Below are 23,217 nucleotides of genomic sequence, written 5' to 3'. Positions count from 1 at the left end.
TTTTTTTCCTAACAATCAACTATTTATCTATCTAACTTAAGTCCAACTATTAAGCTTTTTGATTTTGACTTTTAGAATATATGCTTCATTCAGTTTTAGAATTTTTGACCCAAGAGATCAACGGGTTTATCAAATTAAAAGTAGGTGATCCATCTCAAGACCGTATTTACATTTCCGGGGTAACCAATGAGACTGGAATTGCCATTCCTGATCAATCGCTTGGGCTTTCTCTAATCAATATAGAAGAGGAAAGAACTGCCAAAGAGCAGCAAAGCAAATTCATCAATTCGGTTGGAAAAGTGGAGAAAAGGAATCCGGAAATTCTCTTGAATCTCTATGTATTGATCACTGCCAATTTCCAAAACAAAACTCAGCTGAGTGATACAGATGATTATGTCGAGGGGCTTAAGCAATTGAGCTATGCCATTGCATTTTTTCAAAGCAAAAATGTCTTTACTCCCGAAAATAGTCCAGCAATGGCTGGATTTGATCCTAACTTAAAAAAGATCGTGGTAGAGCTTTACAGTTACTCATTCGAGCAGCTTTACAACTTCTGGTCGGTGGTCGGAGCTAAATACCTACCGAGTGTTCTCTACAAAATCAAAACAATCCAGATCCAGGAAAATGCCATTCAGGAAAGTGGAGATCCAATCGAACAAATTTTTCTCAATTCACTCCATAAGTCATGAATATCATTTATTCCCGATTATTTGAATTGAACATTTTGCATGATTATTTCCAAGATGGATTTGCAAAAGGGGTTCATTTAGCCCCAACTGAAGAAACCCAATGGCTTTTATCCAAAGGAAGAATGATTTCGAAGGAAACGCCAACTGGTCTGATTGTTCTATATAAGGCTGAAGATGATCTCACCACTCCTTTGGTACCCTTGACTACTCCCATTGATTTCTATTTTTTCATCCATCTCCAAAGCGGTCCTAATTTCTTTGGAATAACAGATTTGTCAGAAGGGTCCAGAAAATTAAAAAATCAAGAAATTGTATCGTTTAGCAATGATCCTTCTTCTTCATCCACTGACCCAGCAAGTCCTGAAAATATATCATTATCAATTTGGGACGGGATTATAGCAAAACATACAAACCAAAGGGTCACTTTAAATCCAACTCCAAGCAATGTGATTTTAAGGGTTTTGGATCCGGTAGGGAATTCTATTCCATCTGGATTGGATACAAATGGAAACCCCTTGCCTGTAGATATGGAGTTAACTCCCGATGATCAGGGTGATTTTTCTTTCGAAATAAACCTCTCCGGAAAATCAGAGGGTAATTACAATTTCCTATTAAGGGATGAAGGTGATACGACTGACCTTTGGAAGAAAGAGTACTTTTTAACTGAAAAAGTATTTGGGCCTCAGGCTTTGGGAGTTGTCAAAATCAGCTATGCTTCGGCACCAAACCACCTATATGGCGCCAAAGAATTCTATGCTTTAGACTTCAAAAGAAAATCCACCAAATGGCTTTATTATATCGTCAATCAGTCTAACAAGGTAGACGTATCATCTGCTCAGCTTGCAATTTCGGACAAGAGCGCCCCTGTAACTCCACCCTATGCTCTTTATGCTTTTGATCAAATAGGTGCTGCTCCCAATACAGACATTAAAATAAACGATTCGGATACAATCTTATTCAAATCACAAGACCCTATTCCATTTTTTGAAGTACCAAAGATAAAATTGGAACTCAGCCGGAAGCCGGGAAACAAAGTTCTCATTTCCAACATGCCCAATCCTTCATCCAGCAATATTCAAAAGGTAGATCTAGGTGAAGAAATTTCAGAAATCTATGTATACATCTAATCCAATAAACCATGGCAGAATATAAAACCCCTGGGGTGTACATTCAGGAGATATCCACCCTTCCAGCATCCATCGTACCGGTAGCTACTGCCATCCCGGCTTTTGTCGGCTATACTCGCAGTAGAATCCGAAATGGAGCCACATTTGGAGTTAATATTCCTACTAGAGTCACATCATACTTGGAATACCTCCAGATTTTTGGAGAATCTTTTCATGAACTATATACTGTTACTATTATTGATGGCCCAGTCATTACAATTACTGACCCTACAGAATTTTCACAGTACTTGATGACTTATCAGGTTTACCTCTATTTCGCAAATGGCGGAGGTCCATGTTGGATTGTTTCAGTTGGTGATTTTGTAGCAACTCCTACTGGAGATGATATAGACGTTGCAGATTTATTGGCAGGACTGGGCGTTTTGGAGGAAGAGGATGAGCCCACTTTGTTGGTAGTACCGGAGGCTGTTCATTTATCTGACACCAACAGAAAAAGTCTCCACGATCAGATGCTTGCCCAATGTGCAAAACTTCAGGATCGCTTTGCCATTTTTGACGCACTTCATTACGACGGGAATACTGTAGCAGAGGATGGAGATGAATTCAGAGCCGAAGTAGGTAGCTCCAACTTGAAATATGGGGCATCTTATTATCCAGGAATGAAATCCATTCTTTTCAGGAATTTTGATGAAAGTACTCTTATTATCCAAGATGACCGAGGTGGAGTTGGAGCAGGTCCTCTTCAGGGAATCCCACTTTCTCAAATCAATTCAGGACAAGATTTTGCCTTTGGGACTATAAGGATAACCACCAATGCGAATGTCGCTGGAGATTCATTTACAATTGGGGCGAATACTTTTACTGAAGGAGCTGAATTTGCATTGGCAGGAGGTCCAGCTACAACTGCCGAAGCACTATTAGTTGCCATTACTACCGCTGCAGATCCACTATATTCTGCCATTAGAAATGGAGACACCATTACTTTGACCGCTACCGCTCCAGCTGATGGAGGAGCCACAATTCCGTTGACTTACAATGACAATGGTGATGGTGGCGCCGTAATATCCGGTTCGGGGACATTTTCTTGGGTAGCACCAGACAAAACCCTATACTATGACATCCTTGCTTTATTACAAGCCAAACTTTTGGAACTCTATCCTTCTGCTTCAGTGGCAGGCATTTATGCAAGAGTTGACTCTCAAAGGGGAGTTTGGAAAGCCCCTGCCAATGTGGATGTCAGATCCATACTTCGACCTTCCATACCGGTTAGCAAAGAAGAACAAGGAGGACTGAACATCGATGCTACTTCAGGAAAATCCATCAATGTGGTTCGCTTTTTCTCTGGAAAGGGCAATCTAGTTTGGGGAGCAAGGACATTAGCTGGCAATGACAATGAATGGAGATATGTACCTGTTAGAAGGCTTTACATCTTTGTCGAAGAATCAGTCAAAAAAGCGACTGAGTTTGTAGTCTTCGAACCCAATGATGCCAATACTTGGCTGAGGGTAAAAACTATGATTGAAAACTTCCTTTCCAACCTTTGGAGGGATGGAGCCCTCGCTGGGGCAAAACCGGAACAGGCATTTTTTGTCAAAGTGGGATTGGGTCAAACCATGACAGCCCTTGACATTTTGGAAGGAAGAATGAATGTAGAAATCGGACTGGCGGCAGTAAGACCGGCGGAATTTATCATCCTGAAATTCTCTCACAAGCTTCAGGAATCCTAATCAGTTTCGACAACCAAAAAACTTTTAATAATGGCCAATTACTCAACTCCTGGAGTTTATATAGAAGAAATCTCCACTCTCCCAGCATCCATAGCAGCGGTAGAGACTGCCATCCCGGCATTTATAGGTCATACTGACCTTGCCACCAAAAATGGCGAAGACGTTCGCGGAGTTCCAACTCGGATAACTTCCATGTTGGAATATGAATCAATTTTCGGGATTGCTAATCCTGAATCGATTACTGTAGCCATTGCCGATACATATACTGGATCAGACGGTCAGCCTGCTACACTAGCATCTAGAACAATCTCAGTAACTCCACCAACTCAAAGTGCATATAAAATGTACTATGCTTTAAGGTTGTTTTTTGATAACGGGGGAGGGCCTTGTTATATCGTTTCAGTCAATGATTTCACTGCTCCACCAAATGTTGGTGACAGCACCACGCTAAACTCCTTATTATGGGGATTGGCTGCTGTGGAAAAAGTGGATGAACCCACCATGCTATTATTTCCAGACACACTCTCTTTAGCTCAAGGGAACTCAGTGTATACCCAAGCACTTGCTCAATGCGCAAAGCTTCAGGACCGATTTACGGTCATGGATGTCAAAGAAAATACCACTGATCCCTTTGCTGACGCTAGCAATTTTAGAAATAGTGGAATTGGAAATGGAAACCTAAAATATGGAGCAGCCTACTATCCAGACCTAAAAACAGCAATTCCTTTAGGGTATGCTTCCAGCTCTGTAACTATCAATCAATCTGACAATTATATCGGAACTGGAACACCAGCTCCAGCTATAGTAAATGCAGCAGACGGCTCCAATCTGGATGCTCTAGAAACAGCTGATCCAAGTCTTTTCAGATCTCTCACTGCTGAACTCGCAAAACAATACGCCAAAGCGTCTCCATCAGGAGCGGTAGCAGGAGTTTATGCAAGGGTAGACAGCCAGCGTGGCGTTTGGAAAGCTCCTGCAAATGTAGATATCCGATCAATCATTGGTCCAGCAGTCAAAGTAACCCATGAGCAACAAGCGAGCTTAAACATTGACGCTTCTTCAGGAAAATCTATCAATGCAATCCGGTCCTTTACAGGAAAAGGAACCCTGATTTGGGGAGCGAGAACCCTAGCCGGAAATGACAATGAATGGAGATATGTGCCGGTGAGAAGACTTTTCATTTTCGTCGAAGAGTCCGTCAAAAAAGCAACAGAATTTGTCGTGTTTGAACCCAATGATGCCAACACCTGGCTTAGGGTAAAAACAATGATTGAGAACTTCCTCTCAAAACTTTGGAGAGATGGCGCATTGGCTGGTGCCAAGCCAGAGCAAGCCTTTTTTGTAAAAGTTGGATTGGGAGTCACCATGACCGCCCAAGACATTTTAGAAGGCAGAATGAACGTAGAAATAGGAATGGCAGCTGTTCGTCCAGCTGAATTTATCATTCTCAAATTCTCTCATAAACTCCAAGAATCATAATCTTTTTCAGAAATCTAAATACCAAATATCATGGCAGTAGCATATCCAGTTTCCGTCTTTCATTTTCAGGTAGAATGGGGCGGCACCAGAATAGGATTTACAGAAGTCTCCGGACTTTCCATCGAATTACAAACTATCGATTACCGGGAAGGTAGCTCATTGGAATATCACGTTTCCAAAATGCCAGGCATTCCTCAATACAGTAATATCACACTGAAAAGAGGGGTTTTCCGAGCAGACAATGAGTTTTTCCAATGGCTCAATACCGTCAAGAAAAACAACATTGAAAGACGGGATTTGACAATCTCTCTTTTGAATGAAGAACATGAACCAGTAATGGTTTGGAAGGTGAAAGACGCATTCCCATGCAAAGTTGAGGGTCCAACCTTAAACTCTACAGGAAATGAGGTCGCCGTCGAAACGATCGAAATCTGTCACGAAGGATTGGCTATCGAAACTCCTTAATTCTCATGGCATTTTTTTACCCCCCTACCGGCTTTCATTTTTTGGTCCGCTTTGAAGGGCTTCTGTTGAAATACCCTAGTATCCCAGATATAGGATTTCAGGAGGTTGGTGGACTGAGCGTGGAAATTGGAATTGAAGAATATGCTGAGGGAGGTGAAAATAGATTCAAACATCGAATGCCGGGATCAGTAGCCTATCCCAATTTGACTTTGAAAAGAGGGATGCTTATTGATTCTCAGGCAGCCAAATGGTTTAAGGATTCAGTGGAAGCATTTCAATTTGAGGCAAATGATATCACAGTCATTCTCCTCAATGAAGAACATATTCCGATTCAAGCCTGGAATTTTATCAATGCCTGGCCAGTCAAATGGAATATCGAAGGCCTCAACGCCATGGAAAACACCCTGATGATTGAGTCCATCGAATTTGCCTATCAATACTTCAGGAGAATCTCTCCGACAGACCTTTTGCCTTTTTAGACTATGCCTATCGAAATCAAAGAATTGATCATCAGAACAACAGTGGATACTGCCGAAGAACGTCCATCTGGTAGAAGCAAATCCAGTCCAAAAACTGAGGCTGTACTTGAAGGAATCAAGGAATTGACCCGACTGGTTAAGGAAAAAAACGAACGATAAAACATGGCTCTTGTAGACATTTTCTCTCCTCTGGGTGGTTTGGAAAAGCTCAAAATCACAGCATTCTCGGATGATTCATACGATCAATCGACCGGGACTTATGTGGTGATGTACAACCCAACTACCTATTCTCAGGAAGTGACGAACAAGTGGATTCCTGAAGAAGGTCTAGCTGATGGAGCTCAAAACCAGTTTAAATCCAACCAATCTGAATCTGTTTCTTTTGAGTTTCTGTTCGATGCTACTTTAACTTCACCTCCAGGAAAAGACGTGCCAGGAGATGTTGATCTTTCTTACCTAGGTGACAGTAAACCTAATTTGGATAAAATCAGTGGCGAGAAAATCAATGCGGTGGATATTATTCAGGAAGATCGACATGTGGATCGAGCTATCCAGAAGTTTCTGGAACTGACGCAAAAAGTCCAATCTGCATCCCATAGCCCGAACTTCTTACAGATCAATTGGGGAGCTTTTCAATTCAGAGGTGTACTGGAAAAAGCAACCATCAATTATAAGCTTTTCAATTCTTCAGGCCTCCCAATCCGAGCAACAGTCTCAGCTAGTTTTATCCAGAGCATACCTCGAGAAGAGCAAGCTGCAGAAGCAGGTAGAACCTCCCCGGATCTCACACACATCCGGACTGTCAAATCTGGAGATACCCTTCCAATTATGTGTCTCAGAGTTTATGGAACTCAAGAATTCTACTTAGAAGTAGCCAAAGCGAACAAGCTTAAAAATTTTAGAAAACTGGAAGTAGGTCAAGAACTCTTCTTTCCACCATTAGCCAAAGCTTAATCAATGCCATTAGTGCCTGTAAATACTGAAAATAAAGAAGACATCGTCTCTTATACTATCCTTTCGGATGGCAACGCACTTCCTCCAGAGGTGGGTATAGCGACTATAATTGTCCAGAAGGCAGTCAATAAAATCCCATCAGCAAGACTGGTATTGTTTGATGGAAGTGTAGCTGAATCTGATTTTAAATTGAGCGCTGGAGATCTTTTTGTCCCAGGGAAACCACTTGAAATTAAGGCGGGGTATCATGGGATTGAGGAAACTATATTCAAAGGCATCATTATCCGACATGGACTTGAAGTGACTGATAGCTCTTCCAAATTGATTTTGGAATTGAAAAGTGAGGCAGTAAAAATGACTGTCGGCAGGAAAAACAAGTACTTTTTTGACTCTGCTGACAATGAAATCATTGAGGAAATCATTGGATCCTATTCTGGTCTGAGTGCTGATGTGGAAAGCACAACCGGTTCCCATCCTGAAATGGTGCAGTACTATGTGACAGATTGGGATTTCATTCTTACTCGAGCCGAGATCAATGGAAAAATTGCATTGATCGAAGATGAAACTATCAAAATCATCAAACCGGAAGTAAGCGCTGATCCGATAATCGACCTCCAGTACGCCATGAATGTCGTTGAATTCCAGGCGGAGATGGATGCAAGAACCCAATATGCGGCTAGTAAGAGCTTCTCCTGGGACCAAGCAAATCAAGAGATCAAAGAAATAGAAGGAGCTGATCCGGGAATTGACTTACAAAGTGACCTAAGCGGAGCTGACTTGTCTGACGTGATCGGACTGAGTGACTTCAGACTACAACATTCTGGCAATTTGGATGATCAGGAACTTCAGGCATGGGCTGACTCCAAATTATTACGCAGTCGACTTTCTAAAATCCAAGGCCAAGTCAAAATAAAGGGCCACAATACCATTAAAGCTGGTGACATGGTGAATCTGGATGGTTTTGGAAGCCGATTCAATGGGAAAGCCTTTGTTTCTTCAGTCTATCATGAGATTTCACCCAACCAAAAATGGTTTACACATTTAGGTTTGGGTCTGGATTCAAGGTTCATTTCCCGTCTATATGATGATATTTTAGAGGTCCCGGCTAGTGGAATTATACCAGCCATCAAAGGCCTTCATATCGGGAAAGTCACAGAATTGACTGATCCTGACGGGGAGTTCAGGGTTAGGGTATTAATCCCTGTGATTGACCCAAATTCTGAGGGGATTTGGGCCAGAGTATCCACTCCGGATGCTGGTGAAGGAGATGATGCCAGAGGAATCTTTTTTGTGCCAGAAATTGGAGATGAGGTGATAGTAGGCTTTGTCAATGAAGACCCTAGAGATCCAGTGATTTTGGGACAGCTGTATAGCTCAGCAAAACCAGCTCCTTTCGAACAAAATGAGGATAATTTCCAAAAAGGAATCGTCACCAAAAGCCAATTGAAACTGGTTTTTGACGATGATATGAAGTCCATCACTTTTGAAACACCCAATGGAAACAAAGTCATAATAAGTGATGATGAAGGCGGTATTCTTTTGGAAGATGAAAATGGAAATAAAGTCACCATGAGCTCTGATGGAATCCAAATGGAATCAGTCAAGGATGTCATCATCAAAGCTTCTGGAGATGTCACAATAGAAGGAACGAATGTGAATCTCACTGCCAATGCTCAACTCAAAGGAGAGGGAAGCGCCGGTGCAGAGATTTCATCATCCGGTTCCACAGTAATCAGTGGTTCAATAGTTCAAATCAATTAAAAATATGCCAGCAGCAGCGAGAGTATTGGATACCACAAATCATGGAGGAACGGTCATGGGACCGGGAGAATCAACAGTATTGATTGGAGGAATGCCAGCTGCAGTTTTGGGAGATAATCATGTTTGCTCTTTGCCACCAAATGCACATCAACCGACGGCAAGTCCATTTGCAATGGGAAGTGCCACAGTTTTGATTGGAGGAAAACCTGCTTTGAGAGCGGGGGATGTTTGCGGTTGTGGGGCATCAGTAGCAGTAGGAGAACCAACAGTAATGATAGGATGATATGAGTGAGAAAAATTCATTTTTAGGTAGAGGCTGGGCATTTCCAGTAGAATTTAGCTCTGGTTCTAAGCAGGCCAAATTGGCGGAGGATGAGGAAGACATTCGTCAGAGCCTGATCATATTACTGAACACCACATTGGGAGAACGTGTGCTAAGACCTAAATACGGAGCAAATATGGAAGACCTTCTATTCGAAACGCTCAATGTCACCACAGCTACCATCATTATCAATCGAATCAAAAAGGCGATTCTTTTCCATGAACCTAGAATCAAAGCGGATGATATAGACCTACGACCAGACTATCAGGAAGGCAGAGTAGAAGTACTCGTCAAGTATACGATCATCGCCACCAACAATCGAAAAAATTTGGTTTACCCATATTTCATCATCGAAGCAACTGACACCAATCTATGAGTTTTGACAATTGTCATAGCGTCCAAGTACCCACCAGCGGAACCAATCGGGTCAATCGGCTACTCAAATCTCTGCTTCCTGAGTATGTGGCTGTCGATGCCCGAAAAATTGATGAATTAAAGTCTTTTGCTGTCAATCTGGCTACAGAATTAAAATTCAAAACTCAAGCGGGTTGGGATGGTGATTGGAAGGGATTTTTTGAAAACTCCATCAAACAAGAACAAAGAACTGACCCTCATTTTGCTTTGTTTTTGGCCTTTTTGCAAAACTTCAAATTGGCTCAAAATGACATCAATGGACTGACTAAAAAGCATCTGGACTTTTTCTATCGAGATGTTCTTCATTTGAAAGAGAAGCCTGCTGAAGCAGATCAGGCTTATTTGATTATCCAATTGGCAAAAGCTACTGCGGCTTACCTTTTACCCAAAAACTCTGAATTCAAGGCAGGCAAAGATGACACTGGGGTAGAGGTTTTGTTCAAAAACCTCAAAGATGAATCCTTAAACAAATCAGAAATCAGCTCCATCAAATCCTTTTTCAAGGATGAAAATGGAAGAATCTATTCCTCGCCAGTAGCAAATTCAGCTGATGGATTAGGAGCTGAAATCACCACCACAGAAGGTCAATGGAATCCTTTTGGAAGGCCAAAAACACTTTTCCCTGATTCTGACATGAGCCTTGCCGTTTTAGGATTTGCTGTCTCCTCTCCCACATTGGCTCTAGAGGAAGGGCTAAGAAAAATCACTTTGACCCTCGTACTTCCCAAAGAGGAAGGTCTGCTAGAAAAATTAAAAGAACTACATCTCAATTCAACTTTCAGGTTTTTCTTAAGTGGAGAAAAAGAATGGATTGAAGCCACACCTGGATTTGACCTTCAAAGCGAAGAAGAAATTGAAGAAGATGCCTTGAAATTCTTGAACAATGCCAAAAAATGGCAAGATATCGCGGCCATTGAACCACAAGCGGGACCTGTTTTCGACAATCCGGAATTTGGAAAGCATAAGCCTTTCAATGGCTATGACATCGGGGAAGTAACTGCCAAAAATATTTTAGCTCGAAGATCCACTCTTTCTGGACAAAAATTCACCTCTCTGATTCAAGTGAGAGCAATCCGAGGCGTTGGTGAGGATAAAATTGAGGATCTGAAATATTCCTTCCGAAGTCAAAAGCATGAAATCAAAGATTTGGGTGATACCATTGAGTTGATTTTGAAATGTCACTTGATCTCTGACCAGGATGCAGTAGTGGGATACGATGAGGAAACTCTACTTCAAAAGTTTAAAACTTCCCAACCTGTACTAAAAATTGAACTTGCCAATACACTTCAAAGCTATGCTTATCCGCTCCTTCAAGGAGCAAAAGTTCAAGAGGTAAAAATAAATGTAGATGTCCGTGGAGTAGAAAACCTAATTCTCCAAAATGACCTCAGTACTCTTCCAGTAGGGAAAAACATCAAACCATTTGGTCCTCGACCACTTTCAGGATCCAGTTTTTACATTGGAAGTCATGAAGCTTTTTCAAAAAAGCTCCAAAGCATGAACCTTCATTTCAACTGGCATGGACTCCCTGGGGATGAAGATGGGTTTGAGGATTATTATGCAGAATACGACGATTTTGAAAATTCATCCTTCCAAGTGAAAAGCTATTTTCTGGATGACAGATCGTTTGGTGATGTAAAAAGTACCTTTAGATTATTCAAAGAAAATGGAGCATTAAGCAGTTCTCAGGAATATGAATTAAGCAGTTCTCATTTTACTGGATTGGAAGCGGAACCCGAATTGGAAGAAGTTTTGCAATGGACTCCAGCAACAAAAAGAGGATTTTTAAAACTCAGCCTTACCCATGGATTTGGGCATAAGGAATATCCAAAAATATTCGCTAAGGCTGTTGTCTCACAAACTACTGAAGCAACAGAAGATGATATTCCTATTCCAAATGAACCCTATACCCCAGAGCTTAGCAGTGTAAAACTAGACTATACTGCCGAGGACACTTTTGTTCCAGGAAATCATGACTGGGATTCATTTTTCAACATAGGAGTATTTGGAGAGGCAATTCAAGAGCAATCTCCTTCTCTTCTAGTTCCAGATTATCAAGGAGAAGGCTTTTTACATATTGGATTGAAAAACCATCAAATTGCTCAGTCGATCCAAATGCTAGTTCATGTATTGGATGGAAGTGGAAATCCAGAAAAAGCTGTTCCTGAAGTAAAATGGGACTATTTAGCAGATAATGAGTGGATCAATTTTGAAAAGCTTGACTTGGTCTTGGATGAAACCAATGGATTGATCCAAACAGGTTTAGTCGGCTTCACCATGCCTCGAGCTGCCAACACCTCACACACAATTCTGGATGATGGATTGACTTGGATTCGGGCAAGTGTGAGTGAAAACTCTGATGCAATTCCTGATTTCACCCAGATTTTGGCTCAAGCGATTAAGGTAACATTCGAAGACAAGGGAAATGACCCCAATAGATTGACAGTTTCCCTCCCAGCAGAAACCATAGCCAAGCTCAAATTATCTCAACCTCAAGTCAGCAAGATTGCTCAACCTTTTGCATCATTTGGAGGAAAAACTCCCGAAGCTTCTGAGGATTTTTATCAAAGAGTCACCGAAAGATTGCGACACAAGCAACGGGCAATCACTTTATGGGATTATGAGCATTTGGTCTTGGAAGAATTTCCGGAAATCTATCAGGTTAAGGTCCAAAACCACACCGAGTATACAGGAAATTTGGAAGAATACCGAGCCTTGGCTCCTCGTCATGCGACGGTGGTTTTAGTGGCCAATGTTCAAAATAAAAATGCCTTAGATCCACTTCGCCCCAAAGCGAGTGTTTCCCTGATTTCAAATGTCCAAGAGTCACTTTCCAAAATCAATTCGGCAGGGGTTTTTCTACATGTAGTTAACCCTGTCTATGAAGAGCTTCAGGTAAAAACCAAAGTCAAATTCCTAGCAGGAGTGGACCGAAGTCTATTTGCCAAAAAGCTGGAAGATGAGTTAAAGGCATTTCTTTCTCCATGGGCTTTTGAAGGTGTTGAAAGTTTCAATTTCACAGGAAATATCCACGGTTCGGTCATTCTACATTTTATAGAAAAACTATCCTATGTAGACTATTTGACCTGTTTTGAACTCTATCACATCGTCAAAAACCCCATCGACGGATCAATTATTTCCAAAGAAAAGGTAGAAGAAGCACAAGGAAGTACAGGGGTATCACTTTTAGGTTCCACAGGAAATATCGATACCTATGGAGATCATATCATAGAGATTTTGGAGACAGATGACTGTGAATGTGAGGATAATGAAATAGCAGCAACTGCAAACATTGTAAGCAGTGAAGATTCAGATATGGACGAAGCTTTTCCAACTTAATTTATGACCAAACCAATCACCATATCGCAAGCAGCTCCTACCAGTCCGGCGTCAGACTTCGAACTTCTGAGAACGGAAGCTTTGGCCTATATCCAAAAGCTTTCTGGTCAGTTTTGGACAGATTACAATACCCATGACCCAGGGGTGACGATTTTGGAGGTGCTTTGCTATGCCATTACAGATCTAAGCTTCCGAACCAATAAACCGATTCAAGATTTATTGGCTGATCCAGATGGTTCATTAGCAGAACAATTTTTCAAAGCTTCAGAAATTCTACCCTCCAGACCGCTCACATTGAATGATTATCGCAAACTTCTCATGGATGTGGAAGTAGTCGGAGAGGAAGATGAACCTGCTCCCTTTGCAGGAGTAAAAAATGCCTGGATAGAATTGAGAGAATCCAACGAAATCCCGGTTTACCCAGATCGAAAAGAGAAAAAACTAGCCTATAAGCCATTTCCAGCAACAGAGAAAGCCCTTCAAATGGGAATTATCTACGATGTGCTACTTGAGTTTGATACCACAGAAGGTCTCGGGGATCTCAATGAAAACAAGCTCAGTATGGAAATCAGCATCGATGAGCACATCAGCCTGAGTGGTGTTGTCATAGATATTCAAGTGGAATTTCCTCGTTGGGATGCAAAAATAGATTGGGAAAACCGAACTGAAATTCGAAAAGCGATTCAAAGTATTTCGATTCAATTCCAAAATCTCCCAAGTGGTTTTGAAATGGATTTTTCACTCAGTCCTACCAATTATATAGAGCTTGAAGGCACAGAATTGACTCCTTCTGGATTGGAAGAAATCGAGGATTTGGCAGCAGTAACCAATCTAGTCAATGACTTTGTATTCCAAGATGAAGACGGAGTCATGAGTTTCTATCTTCTCAAAATCGAGAAAATCAAAGAAATCCTGCAACAGGTCAAAGCTACTTTGATGGCAAACCGCAACTTGTGTGAGGATTTTGTGGAATTTCATGCGCTTCGAGTAGAGGAGATTTTGGTCTGCTCAGATATAGAATTGGAGCAGGAGGCAGATGTTGAGCTGACAGAGGCTTTGATATTTTCAGCTATTGCGGACTTTCTATCTCCTCAGGTCAATTTCTACACCCTGGAAGAAAGACTTCACGGTTGTAAAGCTGACTCTTTGCCAATCACTAAAATCCAGCAGAACCCGGCCAAACTTTGGTTGGAATTGGAGGAAGATAATTATCCAAAAGCAGGTACTCAGGTAAGTATCCTAGGATCTGGCAACAATGCTGGAACCTACGAGATTTTGGAGATCAAAACTGCTCCAAAAAACCGAAAACTTGCTGAAATAAGCCTCAGCCCCAATTTTTCAAGTCCTCTGATCCGAGATGATGATAGTATTTATTTTGGAAATTGGGAGGAAGAACAATGCAATCCTACAGAAGAAATTTTCGAAGGCCCCCTTTTAAAACATGGATTCATTGACGAAGAAGAATTGAAGTTGGCGGATCGCAAATCCAGCATTCATGTCTCCGACTTGATCCATATCATCATGGATATCGATGGGGTTAAAGCTGTAAAAAGCATCCAAATCGCCAACATGCCTCAAGATGATCCTGAAGGTAAAATTCCTTCGAAAAGCGTTCGATGGTGTCTAAATCTGGCAATGGAAGAGAACTATGTTCCTCGATTGAATACAGAGCTAAGCAAACTCATGTACTACAAGGAGGGACTTCCTTTTAAAGCAGACCGAGAATTGGTGGAAGACCTGTTGAAAGAGATTGAGGATGATAAAAGGCCTCAAAAAATCCACTATCCAAATCTGGATTTTGAAGTGATCATGGGTGAATTCACCGATTCGGCAGATTATTATTCGATCCAAAATGATTTCCCTCTGGTCTATGGCATCGGAGAAGAAGGAATGCTTCCAAAAAGCCAAGGAAGACCTCAAGCCTTCCAGGTCAAGCAACTGAAAGCCTATTTGATTGTCTTTGAGCAGTTCTTGGCAAATTATCTTGCTCAATTGGCTCATGTCAAAGACCTTTTTTCCATTTCTGTTGACAAAGACCCATTTGGTAACCCACTGATATCCAACACTTATTTTCAACAGTCTCTAGAAACTATCGTTCCAGATTGTGAAGATTTATGGAAAGACCTTGCTGGGCTAAAGACATTGCTCTCGGACATGACTGAGTCCCATGAAGCCTATTTGGATCGCAGAAATCAATTTTTGAATCACCTGTTAGGAAGGTTTGCGGAATCTCTGACAGACTATTCTCTCCTTTCTATCAGACTCAAGGGTATCGCGGGAAAAGAGCAATTAATTGAGGATAAACTGGAGTTTTTGAACAAGTATCCACAGACCAGCGCCGGAAGAGGCTTAGGCTATAATTATGGTTTGAAAGATGGCTTTTACCATCGTGAAAATCATTCAGGACTGGAAAATAGAATCGGCGGACTTTATGGGATCAAAGCCAAAAAAGCCGATTGGTTGATTTTTAGACCTCACTTTATTTTCACAGAAAACTCTGGAATCTGGACCATTTCGGTAAATGACCTTACTGATCAACCAGACTTTGAAATCTTCGAAGAGTTTGAATCCAAAGAAGAGGCCGCATTGGCTTTAGAAAAAATCCTGCTGATTGCATCTGAAGATTCTCATTGGAGTATATCTGGAGAGCCAGGAAGCTTTTTGGCTGAGTTGGTTTTCGAGGAGGAAATCATCGGCGAAAGCATCAAAAAAGATTTTGCTTTAGAATCGGAAGCGGCATTGGCCATTGAGGGATTGATTACTCTATTCAAGGATGAGTTTTTAGAAAATTCTCGAGCTAATCGGAAAAATTTGAGTCTTGGACTACAGCATTGGTATGAATATACCATCACAACATCCATGGCTCCTGCTCCACCAAAATATGAGTTGGAATTTGAAATCTTTGATGCCCCATTTGGAACTGGAGATGCCATTTTGAGTGGAAAAATAGAGCAAGAAGTTTCTGATGCGGTAGATAAAACCGAACTGGAAAACCTCGCAAAAGCGCATATCCAAGACCATATTTGGAGGATTGTAGCGGCGGCTGCCAAAACCTCAGGCTACCAACTTCCTCCAGATGATGAAGTTCCATACAAAATATCCATTATCGACCCAGTTCGGGGCGGAGTTTTGGCCCAGACAGTTGAGTCTGATTTCAATGTTGATCTGGCAGCCCAACTTCTCGATGGCACTTGGGGAGATTTATGGCTGATTCAAGAAGGATTTCCTCCTGCCTCCATGGTTTTGGATACTTCAGAATCATTTGGATCCAAAATTCGACTAAAAGCAGATCTCATCCCTAATCCCGAAGACCAAGTTGTCTTTTCAAGAAGTTTTGAAATTGAAAGCCTTGATCTTGCCTCCCACAAACTGGTGATTGATGGTGATCATTTGGATTTATTTTCCTCATTGGAAGAAATCACCATCAGCCTCGCTTTGGAAGAAGGCGATTATTTGGTGAATTATGGCCTTTTCGACATTGCATTGGCAGATGGCAAAACAGAACTCATTACCAAAGAAGAGCCACGGATCGATCTAATGGATGGGCAATTAATGGTCATGAAGACTTTTGATGTTCTTTCAAATGATGGAGATACATTCTTGGTTGCTGGAGGTGAAGAGCAGTTGGCAATTTTGGCACTTCAAGCATTCATCTCCAACCAGTTTTTCAGCCATGAAGGAACACATTTATTTGAACATATTTTACTCCGCCCTAAGCTAAAAGGCAAGTTTAAATTCCTGGATGAAGGAGGAGTGATGGTTACTGAAACCATCGAAGACAGGCTTTTGGATCCACATTTCCAAGAGGAATGCCATTGTACTTTGGACGATGCTTATACCTGCATAGCCCATGTGATTTTACCATTTTGGCCAGGGCGATTTACCAATCTGGATTTCCGAAGATTCTTAGAAAATAAATTTAAAACTGAGGCTCCATCCCATGTCTTTTTGACGATATGCTGGATCAGCCCAGAGCATTTGGATGGACTGGAGCGAGCCTGGAAAATATGGCAGCTTGAGTCTTTGAAGCCCACAATACATCCCAAAAATCTTTCCACTGCACTATCCCAATTGATAGAGGAACTGGAAAAAGTACGCAATGTCTATCCTTCAGGAAGTCTTCATGACTGTGCCGAAAGTGACAGCCTTGCCGATGCCATTATCCTCAATTTTTCATCACTGGGAGAATTTTAAACAATATTATTATGAGCCAGATCATTTCCACTTATCCAATTTTTGAAGGTAGTCAGGTCCTGACTAGCGATCAGCTTAACCAGCTCAGCGCATACCTTGATCAGCAAAATAGGCTCACCCGTTCCAAATTGATTGGAATGGGAATCGTATGCGGGCTTCAAATCCAACCCTTTCCAAATGGACTCAGCATTTCAAAAGGTTTAGGGATTACCTCCGAGGGTTTCTTAATTCAAAACGGAAAAAGGTTTGATGCCACTCACTACCGACCTTATACTCTGCCAGAAGGAGTAAGTTATAAGCCATTTGGTTTCCCAGAGCAAGATGTAACACTTTGGGAGCTACTATCTGAGGAGCCAGAAGATGAGACAGATGTCAAAAAACTAAATAATCCTGCCACCTTCCTCAATAATAAATTTGTCCTCCTCTACCTTGAAATCTTTGACAAAGACCTCAAATCCTGTTTGGGAAATGCCTGTGATGACAAAGGACAAGATCGACTATTAACCATACGAAGACTGGTTGTCTCCAAGGCTGATTTGGATATTATTTTGACGAGATCCTCCAATGTTTCTGGAGAATTTTCAGCAGATCCTGACTTGAAGAAATTCTACTTTAAAAAACCACTATTTGATCCATCTGCACCTGAATCCCAACAAATAGGACCCTTTGTCAGCAACTATCAAAACATTATTTTGGAAACGGCTACTTCGGAATTTTGGAAAAATCTGGAACAGGGATTTATAGTATTTGAGCCACTTTTGGCGAAGAGTTTTGGATTTTCAAATCCTTTTGAATTGGCAAGTGTCACAGACAAAATTGACCAAATCAACCAATGTCTGACTGATGCTCCAGCAACAGTGCGAGGTGTTCAATACCTCTATGATTTCTTCAAAGAATTGAATTTGGCTTGGGATGAGTTTTTGGAAACGGGACTATCATTATGGTATTCCTGTCCGACAGATCCCTCTTTATTCCCTTTCCACTTGATGCTTGGGAGAGCTATTCCGGCTAGCCAAACCGCAGAGGAATTCTACAAATACCGACACGGCTTGGTTCAGCCTCCAATTTTCAATGGGCAAAAGCTACTTCAGGAAAAATTGAATCAGCAATATCGCCGATTGGTATTGATGATAGAGAATTTGGAATTGGGAATAATCCGTGATCCCGATCCTGAAAATTTCCCTGTAAAAATTACTCCAAGCATTGAGAAATATGATGCTTTGGGAAGCAGATCCATCCCCTATTATTATGATATCAAAAGTAAGGGAAGCTTCGGGAGCTGGTTTTCATTGGAAAAGAATTGGAAAGCAATAGGAACCTTACAACTCAGGAGCAGCGATCGGCCAGAAGTTTTAGCCTATGACAATCAACCGGATACTCCAGTTGCGAATCCAGATTTTTTAGAATCCCCATTGAATTTCAACTGGGATTCCTATCCATTTTTGAGAATTGAGGGACATCTGGGACATCATATCGAGGATGCAAAAACAGCAATCCAAAACCTAATTAATCAATTCAACCTTCCTATTCATTTAGATGCATTGCATTTAGATGCAGGTGGAACTTTGACAGATAGCAATTGTGGGTGGAATGATCTTCAGGAAGAATATATGCATCACCGATTGCTTTTGCTTGGACTGATTCGGGATATCCGCTTGATTATAGATTATCTCCGCGAAATGAATGAAAAGTACGGTGAAGACGATCCAATATACGATGAAGATCAAGAAAAACAGGTAATGGATGCCTTTGGTTTATTCGAATCTTTGGTCGATTCCTTAGCAGAATGCCTAGAAGACCTTGATTGGGATCAATTCCAGGAATCCTATAAAAAGATTCTCCAAACTCTATTGGATTTTATCCTTATCCAAATGAAAGTGTTGGACAACATTGATCTGGAAAATGATAATGAAACTCCTCTTCAAGATGTATATAGTGGATTGATTGCGAGAGTTTCACCCTTAATTTACAGGGTTTTGGATCTATTTTATTTTACCAAGATCCAGCGTCTTTTCCTGAGTTTCCTACATAGAAAAGACAAACTTCATAATTCGAAGCGGTTTTCGGAATACATTCAACAAAACCCAGGCATTAATCACGAAGCCGGAGTTTACAAAGGAGGCACATTTATCCTTCTATACATGGCAAGTTCAGAAAGGGTAATTGGGGACTTTAGTCTTCCAGGAGCTGCTTGTGATTGCCAATGCATCGATGCCTGTGAAGGTGATGATTGGAGTCTTTTGCCACCTTTTGCCCGACCAGATTATGCTGTGACAATGGAAAATACGGCTGTTGAAATCCCGGTTGTCATCAATGATCGCCTGCCAATAGAAAGAGATTATGCGGTAGACCTAATTTCAAATACTACCGAAAAGGGAGGAAAAGTATCTCAAATAGGTACCAGCTCAACTTTCCTTTATGAACCGCCTGAAGGATTCTCCGGCAATGACTCTTTCAATTACAAATTGATCGATAAAGCAAGTGAATTGACGGATGTCGGCAGAGTCACTATTTGGGTAAAAGAAGCAAATCCTACAGTTTGCTATACTGAAGACACATTGACTTGTTGGGGAGATAAAAATGTGTTCGAAGCAAATGCCGCAAGAGGATTGGATTCAGGAAATAGTTTTGAATTTGCCATCAATTCTTTGCTTTCAAGCCTTCGAGAAACCAGAGGATTTACCCAAGATGAAATTGAAAATGACTTCCTGGATAATGAGGTAACAAGAGAACAATTGGTAAGATGTCTTAACCTCTATGTGGATGGTATGTCATTCAATGCAATGGGCCAAGCAATCCTAGATTATCAAGCATCCAATTGCGGCGCCCAGCCTGAACCAACTTGTACCTCTACAGGAGTCATAGGCCAAGTCCTAGATGCAACCGGCAAACCAATTGTAGGAGTTCAGGTCACTATTGAAGGTACCCAAATAGGAACTGCAACTGATCTCGATGGAAAATTTACTCTGCAATTCCCAAATCCAGGGGTAACTCTCCAATTTGCCGCGATAGGTTTTGTATCAAACACGAGAGATATATGCGATGAAACTCAAATCATTCATGTTATGACATCCGTTAGGGTTTCCCAACCAGCAGTTACAGGTGTTTCAACTTCGGTAGCCACTCTTGATGAGGCAGATATGTTCAAGGTTGCCTCTTCAAGAGGATTGATTACAGACTCAACGGCATCACTTGACAAGAATGAATTGATCGTATTGTTACAGGATGATAAGCAGGAAATTTCATTGGCAAATGAAGAATTGAGTCTGTTGAAAAACGATACCCTCAAGGTAATTGCAGATGAAAATGACCTTCAATACAGAAGTAATTCTACCAAGGCCCATTTGGTTGAAATAATCTCCACCAAAAAATGAGTCGGCACTTGATCCATAGGCAGATTTTAGACCTGAATTACAGCAATGCAATTCAGGCTAGAACTGATTTGGCTCAATGGGGAGAAAAATTTCAATCTCAACTGCAACCAATCATTGAAGAAGTTTTGGAAGAAGTGGATATTCCTAATCGAACAATTCGCATTGATAAACTTGAAATTGATCTCGGGAGAGTCAAGGCAAACCTTGATCCTGATTTATTGAGAATTCGACTCCGGGAGGAGTTAAAAACCCTGATCCTTCGTAAGTACCCTGAATTATCAAACCCGAAAATCAAAAAAGAAGGGCCTCAATATATTCCAAAAGACAGTTTTGATCAGAATAAAGAAGTTGAGCTTCTCATTTATCTCTTGGAATTTGGGAGAAAGCCATGGTGGTCAAATCAATCTTCTCAAAGCACTATAAAATCGATTTTCAGAAAGTTAATTCAAGAAAAAAATCAGGCTTTCAAATCATGGATAGAAAAGAATAAACTAAGTATAAATGCTGTTTTTAGACTTTCTAGGCATATATCAACTCAAGACTTAATCCATTTTCTGAGTTGGTTTAAACCGCAAAAAGTTGAGCTCATAGAATCCCTTTTCAAAAGCTTCAAAACCACTTTGGTTCCCAGTTTTTCATCATCAAAAGAATTGGATTCAATCTTTATCAAGGCTGTTTTAGAAGCTATTATCCTTGAAAAAAACCATCTCAACTCTTTTTCAAAAAAGCTGGATTCTCTGATTTTATCTAATCCAAGCACACCGAATTCTAGTGAATTAAATGACCTGATCTTAACATTTTTGGATGAGTTCAAATCCATAAAAATTGATCAAAAAGCTATAGAAAAAGTCTGGCTAGAATGGCCTCAAACTCCCATTTATAGGAAATCAGAAACTTCCAGGAAAGAGAAAGCTAAGCTTTCGGAAAATTCTGAATCAGATCTATTTTTTGAACAAGCCAAAAGGCTTTTAAAAAAGACCAGTTCCATTGAGGAACCTTTGAGATCAAGGAAAAAAGATCTTTTTCGATCCAAAGATCAATTGGAAGAAGATGAAACTTTCCCGATTTCAAATGCAGGTTTGGTATTGACCGCACCTTTCCTTCCCTACTTTTTCGAAGGACTGGAACTGACTAAAGAGAGGGAATTTGTATCTGAAAAAGCTCAAGAAAGGGCTGCTTTGCTTTTGCAATATTTGGTGGATGAAAGGAATGAATATGAAGAAAGTGATTTACTTCTAAACAAAATATTATGCGGAATTCCTTGCTCAAAAGTGATTGAGGTAAAATTTGAACCCAATGATTTGGAAAAAGAAGAAATGAAAAACCTTTTGGACACACTGGCTCAGAGATGGAAAGCATTGAAAACCTCCTCTGGAAAATCCATTTCCAAAGGATTTTTCCGACGTGAAGGAAGTCTACGGAAAGTTGATAAAGGCTATCAACTGATCATTCCAAGAACATCTATTGACATTCTTTTGAACCAGCTCCCTTGGGGGATAAGTATCATCAAACATCCTTGGATGGAAGAAACACTTTTTACAGAATGGTAAGTAAAGCTCACGATAACGCCCACTCCGTCCAATTGGAAATGGACTGGCTTCAGCAGATCTTGAAGGCTCGGTCAGCCATCAATGCAAAACCTGATACTGCCAACCAAGATCTTCTTCAAATCCCTCCACCGGATCTGGACAACATAGAATCCCCTTACTGTGACCTGATCAAAAAACATCACCTGGGACCAGAGGATCGTTTTCTGCTAATCCTGGCTGCTGTCCCTCATATTCGTCCACAATTACTGGACATGTTTATGAGTAGGAATCAATTGACTCAGCAGATCTACACGGAATTTGGTGGCAAAAAAGCAAAATCTCACAATGGATTTATTCCAACTGGAGAGACTATCCTTTTCATTTTGGCAGGAAATGATCTCAAAAAACGCTTTCAATACCAAAATCTTCTTGATGGAACGGGTACCTTATTTAAAGAAGGAATACTCAAATTGAGCGATGTGGAAACGGATGAATCATACTTATCCGGCACTTTAGCCATATCTAGAGAAATTTTGGATCTCATCACCACGGGGCGGATTCAGAAGCCAAGCTTCAACAATGATTTTCCGGCACAGCGACTTCATACGGCTTTGGATTGGGAAGACTTGGTATTGCCCGAAGACACTAGAATTGAGTTGAAAGAATTAGAAATTTGGCTCAAGCATAAGGACTTTTTGCTGAATGAATGGGGAATGGGCAAAGTGCTAAGTCCCGGATACAAAGCTTTGTTTTTTGGTCCCCCAGGTACTGGAAAAACTTTAACTGCAGCCCTTTTAGGCAAAAAAATGGGCTTGGACGTGTATCGAATAGATCTTTCAAGATTGGTTTCAAAGTACATTGGTGAAACAGAAAAAAACCTTGGGAAAATATTTGACAGGGCAGAAAAACAAAACTGGATTCTATTTTTCGATGAGGCAGATGCCATTTTCGGAAAACGGACCTCTGTCAATGATGCTCATGACAAATATGCCAACCAAGAGGTCTCCTATCTTTTGCAAAGGATAGAAGAGTATGACGGCTTAGTCATTTTGGCTACCAATTTAAAAGGGAACCTTGATGAAGCATTTATGCGCCGCTTCCAATCAAGCATATTTTTCCCCATGCCCCAAGCCGAAGAACGACTTCAACTTTGGAAAAATGGATTCCCTGAAAGAGCTCAGCTTGAACCGAAAGTAAATCTGATGTCATTGGCATCCTCTTATGATCTGAGTGGCGGCAGCATTATCAATGTGATTCAACATAGCCTTTTGATGGCTCTGGAACACGATGATAAAATCATCCGGATGGAAGATATCACAGAAGGTGTGAGAAAGGAATTTCAAAAAGTAGGAAGAACAATTTAA

16 protein-coding genes are annotated in these 23,217 nt (G+C 40.9%); all 16 read left to right on the top strand.

All coding sequences use genetic code 11. The annotated features are described in order from the left end of the window. Positions 1-80 precede the first annotated feature (80 nt). The 16 genes from O0V13_RS03135 to O0V13_RS03060 are packed head-to-tail and all read left to right on the top strand — an operon-like array spanning position 81 to position 23,217. Positions 81-689, top strand: a complete 609-nt coding sequence (locus tag O0V13_RS03135) for a DUF4255 domain-containing protein (RefSeq protein WP_268033528.1) — start codon at positions 81-83, stop codon at positions 687-689. Further along, a complete protein-coding gene (locus O0V13_RS03130; protein ID WP_268033527.1) occupies positions 686-1,816 on the top strand; it encodes a hypothetical protein in 1,131 nt (376 codons plus the stop codon). Before O0V13_RS03135 ends, O0V13_RS03130 begins: the two co-directional genes overlap by 4 nt. 11 nt (positions 1,817-1,827) lie before the next feature. Further along, on the top strand, positions 1,828-3,543 hold the full coding sequence (locus tag O0V13_RS03125; RefSeq protein WP_268033526.1) for a phage tail sheath family protein: 1,716 nt from the start codon (positions 1,828-1,830) through the stop codon (positions 3,541-3,543). A gap of 30 nt (positions 3,544-3,573) precedes the next feature. Further along, entirely contained in the window at positions 3,574-5,022 is a 1,449-nt protein-coding gene (locus O0V13_RS03120) for a phage tail sheath family protein (protein WP_268033525.1), read from the top strand. A gap of 30 nt (positions 5,023-5,052) precedes the next feature. Next, positions 5,053-5,487 (top strand): phage tail protein, encoded by a 435-nt coding sequence (locus O0V13_RS03115; RefSeq protein ID WP_026956152.1) that lies wholly within the window; start codon positions 5,053-5,055, stop codon positions 5,485-5,487. A gap of 5 nt (positions 5,488-5,492) precedes the next feature. Continuing rightward, positions 5,493-5,966: a phage tail protein gene (locus O0V13_RS03110; RefSeq protein ID WP_026956151.1), complete on the top strand. Its 474-nt coding sequence runs from the start codon at positions 5,493-5,495 to the stop codon at positions 5,964-5,966. Between the two features lie 3 nt (positions 5,967-5,969). Continuing rightward, a complete protein-coding gene (locus O0V13_RS03105; protein ID WP_268033524.1) occupies positions 5,970-6,125 on the top strand; it encodes a DUF5908 family protein in 156 nt (51 codons plus the stop codon). A gap of 3 nt (positions 6,126-6,128) precedes the next feature. Next, positions 6,129-6,920 carry a CIS tube protein gene (locus tag O0V13_RS03100; protein ID WP_268033523.1) on the top strand — a complete coding sequence of 264 codons (792 nt, stop codon included), beginning with the start codon at positions 6,129-6,131 and terminating at the stop codon, positions 6,918-6,920. Between the two features lie 3 nt (positions 6,921-6,923). After that, a complete protein-coding gene (gene vgrG / locus O0V13_RS03095) occupies positions 6,924-8,681 on the top strand; it encodes a type VI secretion system tip protein VgrG (RefSeq protein ID WP_268033522.1) in 1,758 nt (585 codons plus the stop codon). A gap of 4 nt (positions 8,682-8,685) precedes the next feature. Next, on the top strand, positions 8,686-8,964 hold the full coding sequence (locus O0V13_RS03090) for a PAAR domain-containing protein (protein WP_268033521.1): 279 nt from the start codon (positions 8,686-8,688) through the stop codon (positions 8,962-8,964). 1 nt (position 8,965) lies between these two features. Then, positions 8,966-9,379 carry a GPW/gp25 family protein gene (locus O0V13_RS03085; protein WP_268033520.1) on the top strand — a complete coding sequence of 138 codons (414 nt, stop codon included), beginning with the start codon at positions 8,966-8,968 and terminating at the stop codon, positions 9,377-9,379. Continuing rightward, on the top strand, positions 9,376-12,756 hold the full coding sequence (locus O0V13_RS03080; protein WP_268033519.1) for a baseplate J/gp47 family protein: 3,381 nt from the start codon (positions 9,376-9,378) through the stop codon (positions 12,754-12,756). Before O0V13_RS03085 ends, O0V13_RS03080 begins: the two co-directional genes overlap by 4 nt. 3 nt (positions 12,757-12,759) lie before the next feature. After that, the gene (locus O0V13_RS03075) at positions 12,760-16,950 is read left to right on the top strand and encodes a hypothetical protein (protein WP_268033518.1); all 4,191 of its coding nucleotides are present in this window, start codon (positions 12,760-12,762) and stop codon (positions 16,948-16,950) included. Positions 16,951-16,961: 11 nt separating this feature from the next. Beyond that, on the top strand, positions 16,962-20,324 hold the full coding sequence (locus O0V13_RS03070) for a carboxypeptidase-like regulatory domain-containing protein (RefSeq protein WP_268033517.1): 3,363 nt from the start codon (positions 16,962-16,964) through the stop codon (positions 20,322-20,324). Continuing rightward, on the top strand, positions 20,321-21,874 hold the full coding sequence (locus tag O0V13_RS03065) for a contractile injection system tape measure protein (protein WP_268033516.1): 1,554 nt from the start codon (positions 20,321-20,323) through the stop codon (positions 21,872-21,874). Before O0V13_RS03070 ends, O0V13_RS03065 begins: the two co-directional genes overlap by 4 nt. Then, positions 21,868-23,217 (top strand): ATP-binding protein, encoded by a 1,350-nt coding sequence (locus O0V13_RS03060; protein ID WP_268033515.1) that lies wholly within the window; start codon positions 21,868-21,870, stop codon positions 23,215-23,217. The genes O0V13_RS03065 and O0V13_RS03060 overlap by 7 nt, the downstream gene beginning before the upstream one ends.

The sequence above is a fragment of the Algoriphagus sp. PAP.12 genome, assembly GCF_026652115.1.
In the GTDB taxonomy this organism is placed as follows: Bacteria; Bacteroidota; Bacteroidia; order Cytophagales; family Cyclobacteriaceae; genus Algoriphagus.
Note: the sequence above shows the minus strand (reverse complement) of the source record. Positions and strands in the feature narration are given on the sequence as shown.